The following is an 8,623-nucleotide window of genomic DNA, read 5'->3' as shown; positions in this document are numbered from 1 at the left end:
CCCTCCCCCGCAGAGGGGGGAGGGAAGGCGTCGTCGCTCACGCTGCTCACTGCCGCCGGGTCTCCTGCCCGGCGGCGAGGTCGGGGCCGGGGCGGCGGCAGGTGCGGAGGTAGTCCAGCGCCTGGGGGATCATCAGGTCGGCCCGGTGGCTCTCGCGGGAGAGCTCGACGCAGATCAGCTTGCCGAAGGCGATCTCCTCCAGCGCGTCGAGCACGCCGGGGACGTCCATGTCCCCCTCCCCGAAGGGCAGGTGGATGTGGTGGCCCCGCGCCATGTCCTCGATGGCCACGGTCCCGATCCGTTCGGAGAACTCCCGCACCGCCGCCGCCGGCTCGCGCTCACCGGTGACGAGGCAGTGGCCGGTGTCGAGGGCGAGCCGCAGCCCCGGGATGTCGAGGGCGGCGAAGTCGTCCAGCGTCTCGATCAGCATGCCGGGCTCCGGTTCGAGGCAGGGCACCACGCCCGCCTCGCCCGCGAAGGCCACGACCTCCGTGAGCCCGTCCCGCAGCCAGCCCATCGCCTCCCCCCGGTCGATACCGGGCTTGGGGACGCCGGCCCAGAACGAGACCGCCTCGGCCGAGAGCATCCCGCCGATCTCGCAGGCCCGCTTCAGGAAGCCGATGCGGCGAGCCCGGCCCGCCGCATCGGCCGTGACCAGGGTCGGTTCGTGCTTGGCGGTGGGGTCGAGGAGGAAGCGGGCGCCGGTCTCGATGACGCAGGCGAGGTCCAGCCGCTCCATAAGGCTCGCCACCCGGCCCGCCTCGGCGGACCAGTTCTCCGCGAAGGGGTCGAGATGGTGGATGTCGAGCGTCAGGGCGACGCCGTCGTAGCCGGCCGCCTTGATGAGCTGCAGGGCGTCGTCCAGCCGGTGGTGGGCGGCGCCGTTGGTGTTGTAGGCGAAGCGAAGCGTCACGCCGCCCTCCCCTTCCGTTGCTGCAACCGGAACGGCGCGTGGTGCGATTCCGGCTCCCGGTAGAGGGGGTAGTGCCGGCCGACGATGCGCTCGGCCAGGGCTACGTCGAACAGCGGCTGACCGCCGAACCGCTCCAGGGCCTCCGGCGTCAGGCGGACCGGGCGCAGGGTCTCGCTCTCCGTGCCGAACCGGATCAGCGGGTGGTCGCGCTCGATGAGCTTGCGCGTGTTGCGCTCGCCGATGCGGTAGTAGCTCATGGTCTCGACCTCGAGCCCCGGCACGATGGCCTTCACCACGCCGACGCCCCCGCCATGGGGCGAGCAATCGACGTAGAGGACGTCGAACCCGGCCTCGGTGAGCCGGTCGCAGGCGATCTTGCCGCGTGCATGGCCGTCGGGTGCGTCCGTCGTGGGCAGTTCGGAAAAGCGCATCCGCGACCGCTCGGAATAGACCGTATCGGAGAGCACGCCGCGCAGGTCGGCGTTCGGCATCTCGATCCATTCGAGCATGGCCTGCAGCGCCCTGCCCTCTTCGAGGTCGAGGCTCGGGAGCGCCTTCTGGATGAAGGCGTCGATGTAGCCCGGCGGGGTGACGGTCCCGGCCAGGGCGAGGGGGCCGTGGCCGAAGGTCTTGCGGACCCGGGCCGCCTGGAATTCCAGCAGCGCCTTGCGCAGGGCCCGGTCCCGGTCGGGGTCGCAGGCCTCGCCGCAGGCCGACAGGGCGATGGGCGCCGGGGCGCGGTCCGCATCCTCGTCGTAGCCGACGACGTAGAGGTTCGTCAGGCCGAACTGGTCGGTGGCGAATTTCGGCAGCGCCCGGATGCCGAGGTCCTTCAGCCGCGCCAGCATGGCGGCGTTCTCCGGCCCGATGCCGTCGAGGTCGAGCATCACGCCCTGGTCGAGGGCGCGGAACAGCAGGCCGTTCCCGTCCCGCTGCAGCAGTTCGAGGACGCCGTGGCCCAATGCGAAGGGCACGTCCGGCCCGGCGCCGAGGCCGTTGGTGATGAGGTTGGTGAAGGGCTTGTAACCCTCCGAGAGTTCGAAATAGTCGGTCGCCGCGATGTCGAGGGGCATCATCACGATCTCGCCGGTGGTGTGGCGGACCGTCGGCGTCCATTCGAGCACCGTGCCGCGCCCCACCGGGGAGCCGGCGGGCAGGCACAGGGTCAGCGGGTCGGTGACCGAGGTCTCGCCGTAGACGCGGACGAGGTCGTCGTAGCTCGCCCGCTCCTTGGCCCGGGGCAGGACCGCCAGCGACGGCATCAGGTTCTCGGCGATCTCGGCCACCGCGCCGATCAGCGCCTCGTCGTCGGTGGCGCCGTAGCCGATGCCCGAGGGCATGGCGCCGACGAAGAACGGATCGTCGAGGAACAGGGCCACGAACCAGACCGGCACGCCCGTCCGGTCGAGGGGCGCGAGGGGGAAGCCGACGATCCGCCCCTCGGGCAGCACGTCGAGGTAGGCGCGCACGGGATCGGGCAGGCGCTCGGGCAGGCCCTCGATCCGCCGGGGGGCGCCGAATGGATAGGAGCGCGGCGCCTTCAGCTTGGCGTGGCGGGCGCGTTCGTCCTGGGTCTCGCTCACGTGATCGGTCCGTTCCTTACCTCTGTCCCACCGCCGTCATTGCGAGAGAAGCGAAGCAATCCAGGGGCGGCGGGCCCTTTGCGGATGTGGAGCATCCCTGGATTGCTTCGCTTCGCTCGCAATGACGTCATGGATTGCCATAGGCCCGCGCCACGAGGCGCATCGTGTGCAGGTCGCGGGCGGCGCTGTAGGCGGCGCGCTCGGGCGGGTTGCGCAGGGCCGAGCCGAAGGCGCGGACCTGCTCGGTGAAGGGCGAGGCCTGCCCGTCGAAGGGCATCGCCTCCGTGAGGCCGGTGGCGGCGTCGTGGAAGGTCAGGCTGCCGCCGGGCGTCTGGCCCATCGTGTTCTCGGCCACGAGCATCCCCGTCGTGCCGACGATCTCCAGCCGGCGCCGGGGCAGCGCGTCGGGGCAGTTGTAGGCGACGTGCAGGCTCGCCAAGGCCCCGGTCTCCGTCCGGCCGATCAGCAGGGCGCCATCATCGACGGCGTAGTCCTGCACCCGGCTCTGGGTGAGGGCGGCGATGTCCGCGACGGGCTCGCCGAGGAGGAAGTCCACGAGGTCGATCCCGTGGGGGGCGAGGTCGATCAGGGCGCCGCCGCCGGCCTGGACGGAATCGATCCGCCAGTTCGGCTGGCCCGCCGCCGACCAGTGGCGCCCGAGCCAGCAGGCATAGACGATCCGCACCGCCGTGACGGTGCCCAGCCCGCCCGCCGCGATCCGATCCCGGATCGCCCGGTGGGCCGGGTGGTGGCGCTGGTCGAACGCCGTGCCGTAGAAGATCCCGCCGGCCTCGACGGCGCGGGTCATGGCCTCGGCGTCCGCGAGGGAGGCCGCCATCGGCTTCTCGCACAGCACCGCCTTGCCGGCCCGGGCCAGGGCCTCGACGGCCTCCCGGTGCAGGTGGTTCGGCGTGGCGACGTAGACCGCCTCGACATCCGGGTCGGCGAGGAAGGCGGCCAGGTCCGCATGGGTGCGGGCGCCCTCCGCCGCCGCGGCCTCGCGGCTCGCCGGGCTCGGGTCGCAGACGGCGACCAGCCGGTGCCCGGCCTCCCGGATGCCCGGGGCCATGTAGTCGCGGGCGACCCAGCCGTAGCCGACGATGCCCCAGCCGACCGGCGCCATCACCACCGCTCCGGCAAATCGACGAATTCCCGCGTCCGCACGCGGGGTGTCTCGGGGGCGTCGATGCCGCCGCCATAGGTCATCCGCTCCGGCCCCGGAGAGCGGAGCGGGTAGGTGATGCGCGCGCCGTACTCGGCCGCGTAGCGCTCCGAGGGGAAGTGGATGGCGAAGGCGTCGCCGTCCGGCACGTAGAGCGGGTTGAGGGACAGGGCGGTGCCGGCCTTGGGCAGTGTCAGCCCGTCGATGACCGAGCGCGGCGCCGGGCGCATCCCCGGCCCGGCCACCACCGAGAACGCCTCGCAGCCGCGCAGGTCGGCGACCTCGTGGGGGATCGGCGCGCGGGCCTCCCTGAGGGCGTGCGTCAGCTCGTCGTCGTCGTAGACGAGGGCATCGGGGAAAAGCTCGGCGATGTCCTCCACCGCCACCGCCTTGCCGGCGGAGAAGCCGGGGCAGTCCCGGTTGTGGATATGGCTCAGGGCGAGCCAGCCCTCGTCCCCCGCCATCTGGCGCAGGGAGTCGAGGACGCCGGGCTTGTCATCGAGGAAGTAGAAGGCGTCGTTGCAGACCACGAGATCGACCGGCGCACCGGGGATCGGCCAATGCGGCGAGCCCGCATCGAAGCAGACGAGATGCGCCTTCTCGCCCACCACCCAGTGCCGGGCGACCCAGAGCTTGGCGAAGACCACGTCGGCGCCCGAGACCTTGCAGCCGCGCCGGGCTAGCTCGCGCAGGTAGTGCCCGATGCCGCAGGCGAACTCGAAGACGCAGATCGGGTCGTTCCAGTGCGCCTCGAGCAGGGCGAGGCCGGCGAGGTAGGTCGGGTCGCTCCAGCGGTGGAGGAAGTAGTCGCCCACGCGGCCCCAGCCGAGGCGGTGGACCGCCTCCCGCAGGGTGGCGGTGCGCCGGTCGCGGACCAGGGCCATCAGGTCGGCCGGGTCGGCGGGGGGGCCGGTCCACCAGTCGTCCTGGTCGGCCAGCAGGGCGCAGAGGGCCTCGTCGGCCTCCCCGGCGTCGAGATGGGCGAGGACCCGCTCCACGAGCGCCTCGCGGCCGACCCGCAGATAGGGGATCCGGTCGATGACGGGCCACCGGGCGCCGGTCTCGACGTCCCGCAGGGCGTGCGGGCCGTCGGGCTTCAGGGGATGGCCGGTCGAAGGCGAGACGAGGGGAAAGGGGATCATGGCGCTCACGGACAGGATCGGCAGATGGGCGCGGGCGCCCGTCGATCAAGCCGTGGCCTCAAGGGATCCGCATGTCGCGCAGGACCCTGTCATGGAACCCCTTCACCGGCCCGGCATGGACCAGCTCCATCTCATCGAGCACCGTGCCCATGGTGAGGGAGGCCGCCCGCAGGTGCTGGGCGATCTGGAGCACCCGGTCGACGCAATCCGCCGCGTGGAAGGCGCGGCCCTCCGCCGTGGCGTCGTCGGGCAGGATGGCGCGGGCGCGCTCCACCTCACCGCGCAACCCGCCCGCATCGTCCAGCTCGCCGAGCGCCCAGTCCGTCGCCACCGCCATGATCGGCAGGAGGTGGTCGCCGAGCAGCATCTCGCCGGTGAACCCGGCATCGGGCATCGCCGCGTTGTGAAAGTGGTGGGCCATCGCCGCGAGGAACACCGTGGCCGGATCGGCCCGGTAGAACGGGCTGAGGCAGACGCCGTAGACCGCCACCATCAGGCAATGCTCGGCGTGGTTCTCCGGCGGCTCCAGCAGGATCCGCGGCTTGCCGGGACAGGTGACGCCGGCCCGGGGCTGGGCCGCGAGCGCCCCGACGAAACCCGGCACGGGGCCGGCCTCGGGGAGTTCGCCGGGGGTGAGCCGGGCGCGCAACCGCGTCCGCAGGGCCGGGTCCATGGCCCCCGTCACCTCGTCGAACCCCGCCCGCAGCACCGTGGACGCCTCCGCCTCCGAGAGCCCGGCCGCCGTGAGGAACGCGGCGTCGAGGTCGGTGAGCCGGGTGGCGGCGAGCGCCGTCGCGGTGATGTCGAGGGCGACATCCTCCGCGCTGGCGCCCCCGGTGAGCATCGACCACGCTTGCGCGAACAGGCGCTCGGCGATGGTGCCCTCGCGCCCGGCGGACCGGACGCGCTTCAGGTCGTTGAGTTCGACGAACAGCTCACGCAGTTCGGCGGGCGCCGCAGGGCCCGCCGCTGTCCCGTCCCGCATCAGTGCCGGCCCAGCCAGTCGAGGAGCATCGTCTCCTGCTTGCCGAAGGCGTGCTCCGGCCCGTGGCCGTTCTTCACCATCGGTGCCTTGAAGAAGGTGGAGAGCTGCTCCTGCACGCCGCCGTTGCCGCGCTTCTTGGCGAGGTCGAGGACGCGGGCGATCTCGATGATGAGCGGCGCCGCCAGGATCGAGTCCTTGCAGAGGAAGTTCACCTTCACCTGCATCCGCTGGCCCATGAAGCCGGTGATGTCGATGTTGTCCCAGGCTTCCTTGTCGTCACCGCGGGGGCGGTAATAGTGGATGTGCACGAGGTGGTCTTCGACCGGGTAGCCGAGGATCGAATCGAGCACCGTGCCCTTGGTGTTGAGCTTCGACTGCAGCGAGCTCGGATCGTTGAGGGCGAGGCCGTCGCGGTTGCCGAGGATGTTGGTGGAGAACCAGCCATCGACGTGCAGGGCGCGGGCCTTGAAGGCGGGGGCCAGCACGGTCTTCATCATGGTCTGGCCGGTCTTGCCGTCCTTGCCCGCCACCGGGACGTTGAGGTCCTTGGCGAGTTCGAGCAGCGCCGGCACGTCGGCGGCCACCGACGGGGTGAAGTTGGCGTAGGGGATGCCGCTCTTGATCGCCGCATAGGCGTAGAGCATGGCCGGCGAGATCGACTCGTCGCTCGAATCGAGGCCCTTCTCGAAGGCGGCGGTGGAGTTCAGCGTCGGGTCGGAGAGGTCGGGCCAGCGCTCGGTGGAGGCGAGGTTCACCACCACGACCTCATCGAGGTTGCTCTCTTTCTTGAAGCGGTTCAGGTCGTTGGCGATGACCGAGACCGCCTCGCGGTGGTCCTTGGCGACGATGCGGTTCTGCCCGTCGATGTTCTTGCAGAACTTGGCGCTGCCGACCGCCGGCCAGGGGACGATGCCCTTGAGCACCTGGGCGCCGTTCTCGATGTCGTCCTTCGACAGCACGCCGTGGCCGGCGGCGGCGGAGGCGAGGTCGTCGCTGTTCAGATCCCAGCCGCCGAAGACGAGATCCTTGTAATCCGCCATCCCGGCCACCGAAATGCCGGCGAGCGGCAGACCATCGAGCCTGTTCGAACCGGACTTGATCATCTCGATGCCGGCGATGGCGGTGGTGGCGACGGCGCCCCCCATGCCAACGATGGCGACGCCGACGCGGCGACCGGTCTGCATGCTCATGGGAAACAAGTGTCCTTATAAGGACGCGGGGCGCGTCCGGGATGGAAGGTCGACCCCCCGTCGCCCGGGTCACGGGCCCTACCCAACTGGGCCGGTGCTGCTTCGTTCCAACCCCGGCTGCGACATCTTGCGACCTGAAAGCGCCTTCGCCGGTCCGGGTCGCCCCCTCTCGCGCTGGGTCCCAGGCGGGCCGGCGGCGCCGCTCCCACATGGTTAACGCTTCGTAGAGGCTGCCACGGTCAAATCATGGGGCCGTCCCATTCTGGTCACGGCAGGCGCCGATAGAGCCGCCGTCCCGAGCAACCCGACCGGCAGTGTCGGGGCCTTCCGGGACCGTAAAAGAACAAGAGGACCGATCGATGGGGGTTTTCCCGGAGCCGGCGCGTTGCGCCGACGACGTGGGCGGACTCGTGCCCGCAAAGACCTGCAGCACGCTTCGTGTCGAGGACGGTGGCGTCACCTGGCTGACCAGCCGTGCGGCGCCGCGGCCCCTGGCCGGGGGTGGGAGACTCAAGCCAAACGTGCGCCGCAGCCGCTTGGTTGCACGGGCCGCCCTGGCTTTGGGCATGCTGGGCGGGTTCGGCCTGCCGCAGGGGGCCATCGCCCCGGCCTTCTTCGCCCCGTCCGCCCAGGCCCATGACGGGATCGACCCCAACCCGAAGGCCGCCTTCGCCCTCGCCGCCACGCCGCCGACCGAGGGCCGGTCCGCCTGGAACGGCCTGCCCCTGCCGGAGCAGGACCCGCCGACCACGGCCCTGATCGAGGACAACCTCGCCGCCCTCCCCCGCGTGACGCAGGAGGACGGGGAGGACGCCGTCCGCTTCGGCCCGCGCAGCGTGCCGCTGAAGGTGGTCGACACCATCGTGAAGGCCTCCGAGGAGGCCGGCGTCGATCCCGTCTACATGATGGCGCTCGCCGACAAGGAATCGAGCTTCGACACGGACGCCAAGGCGGCGACCTCCTCCGCGCAGGGGCTGTTCCAGTTCGTGCAGGTGACCTGGCTCGAGCTGATCCGGGACTTCGGCCCCCGCTACGGCCTCACCGAGGAGGCCGCCTCCGTGAAGGGCAGCGGCCCCGCGATCACGGTGGCGGGGGGCATGAAGGACCACGTCCTGTCGCTGCGCAACGACCCCCGCGTCGCCGCGCTGATGGCCGCCGAGCTGAGCAAGCGCGACCGGGACCGGATCGAGGCGAGGGTCGGCCGGCCGCTCTCGACCACCGAGATGTACCTCGCCCACTTCCTCGGCGGTGCGAGCGCGGGCAAGTTCCTCGCCCTGTCGAGCGAGAAGCCGGACGAGACCGCCGCCAAGGCGTTCCGCTCCGCGGCGAAGGCGAACCGCAGCCTGTTCACGCAGAAGGAGGGCAGCAAGCGCCGCCACCTCACCATCGCGGAGTTCCAGACCCGCATCGAGGACATGATCGACGAGCGCCTCGCCCGCTACCGGGGCGTGACGGCGGTGGCCGCCGCCGCCGAGACGCCGGCCCAGCCCGAGATCGAGCCCTCCGCCCCGCGGCGGATCGAGGTGACCGAGGCGCTGCCGCCGGACGGGGTGTAACCCCCGGCCAATCGCGGCGCCCCCTTGGCCCGGACGGCGGAAGGGATGCATGGTGTCGGCGCGGGAGGACACGGAACGCCCCGGCACGCGCC

7 protein-coding genes are annotated in these 8,623 nt (G+C 71.6%); 1 reads left to right on the top strand and 6 read right to left on the bottom strand.

Annotation, left to right across the window (positions count from 1 at the left end):
- Window positions 1-46: 46 nt before the first annotated feature.
- The 6 genes from MKK53_RS20640 to MKK53_RS20615 form a co-directional block, all read right to left on the bottom strand.
- Window positions 47-913 carry a sugar phosphate isomerase/epimerase family protein gene (locus MKK53_RS20640; RefSeq protein WP_243930625.1) on the bottom strand — a complete coding sequence of 289 codons (867 nt, stop codon included), beginning with the start codon at window positions 911-913 and terminating at the stop codon, window positions 47-49.
- The gene (locus MKK53_RS20635) at window positions 910-2,496 is read right to left on the bottom strand and encodes a YcaO-like family protein (protein ID WP_243930624.1); all 1,587 of its coding nucleotides are present in this window, start codon (window positions 2,494-2,496) and stop codon (window positions 910-912) included. Before MKK53_RS20635 ends, MKK53_RS20640 begins: the two co-directional genes overlap by 4 nt.
- 127 nt (window positions 2,497-2,623) lie before the next feature.
- Entirely contained in the window at window positions 2,624-3,619 is a 996-nt protein-coding gene (locus MKK53_RS20630) for a Gfo/Idh/MocA family protein (protein WP_243930623.1), read from the bottom strand.
- On the bottom strand, window positions 3,619-4,800 hold the full coding sequence (locus MKK53_RS20625) for a class I SAM-dependent methyltransferase (protein ID WP_243930622.1): 1,182 nt from the start codon (window positions 4,798-4,800) through the stop codon (window positions 3,619-3,621). The genes MKK53_RS20630 and MKK53_RS20625 overlap by 1 nt, the downstream gene beginning before the upstream one ends.
- Window positions 4,801-4,858: 58 nt before the next feature.
- On the bottom strand, window positions 4,859-5,785 hold the full coding sequence (locus tag MKK53_RS20620; protein ID WP_243930621.1) for a hypothetical protein: 927 nt from the start codon (window positions 5,783-5,785) through the stop codon (window positions 4,859-4,861).
- Window positions 5,785-6,975, bottom strand: coding sequence for an inositol-3-phosphate synthase (locus tag MKK53_RS20615; RefSeq protein WP_243930620.1), 1,191 nt, complete (start codon window positions 6,973-6,975; stop codon window positions 5,785-5,787). The genes MKK53_RS20620 and MKK53_RS20615 overlap by 1 nt, the downstream gene beginning before the upstream one ends.
- A 521-nt stretch (window positions 6,976-7,496) precedes the next feature.
- On the opposite strand from MKK53_RS20615, the gene MKK53_RS20610 reads away from it, so the two are divergent.
- Entirely contained in the window at window positions 7,497-8,531 is a 1,035-nt protein-coding gene (locus MKK53_RS20610; protein ID WP_409564382.1) for a transglycosylase SLT domain-containing protein, read from the top strand.
- Window positions 8,532-8,623: the final 92 nt, after the last annotated feature.

Origin of the sequence: Methylobacterium sp. J-076, from assembly GCF_022829405.1 — a bacterium.
GTDB lineage: Bacteria > Pseudomonadota > Alphaproteobacteria > Rhizobiales > Beijerinckiaceae > Methylobacterium.
Note: the sequence above shows the minus strand (reverse complement) of the source record. Positions and strands in the feature narration are given on the sequence as shown.

Excerpts from the sequence above, each read along its gene's own strand:
- MKK53_RS20630 (WP_243930623.1), bottom strand. The coding sequence starts at position 3,619 with ATGGCGCCGGTCGGCTGGGGCATCGTCGGCTACGGCTGGGTCGCCCGC.
- MKK53_RS20615 (WP_243930620.1), bottom strand. The coding sequence starts at position 6,975 with ATGAGCATGCAGACCGGTCGCCGCGTCGGCGTCGCCATCGTTGGCATG.
- MKK53_RS20625 (WP_243930622.1), bottom strand. The coding sequence starts at position 4,800 with ATGATCCCCTTTCCCCTCGTCTCGCCTTCGACCGGCCATCCCCTGAAG.
- MKK53_RS20620 (WP_243930621.1), bottom strand. The coding sequence starts at position 5,785 with ATGCGGGACGGGACAGCGGCGGGCCCTGCGGCGCCCGCCGAACTGCGT.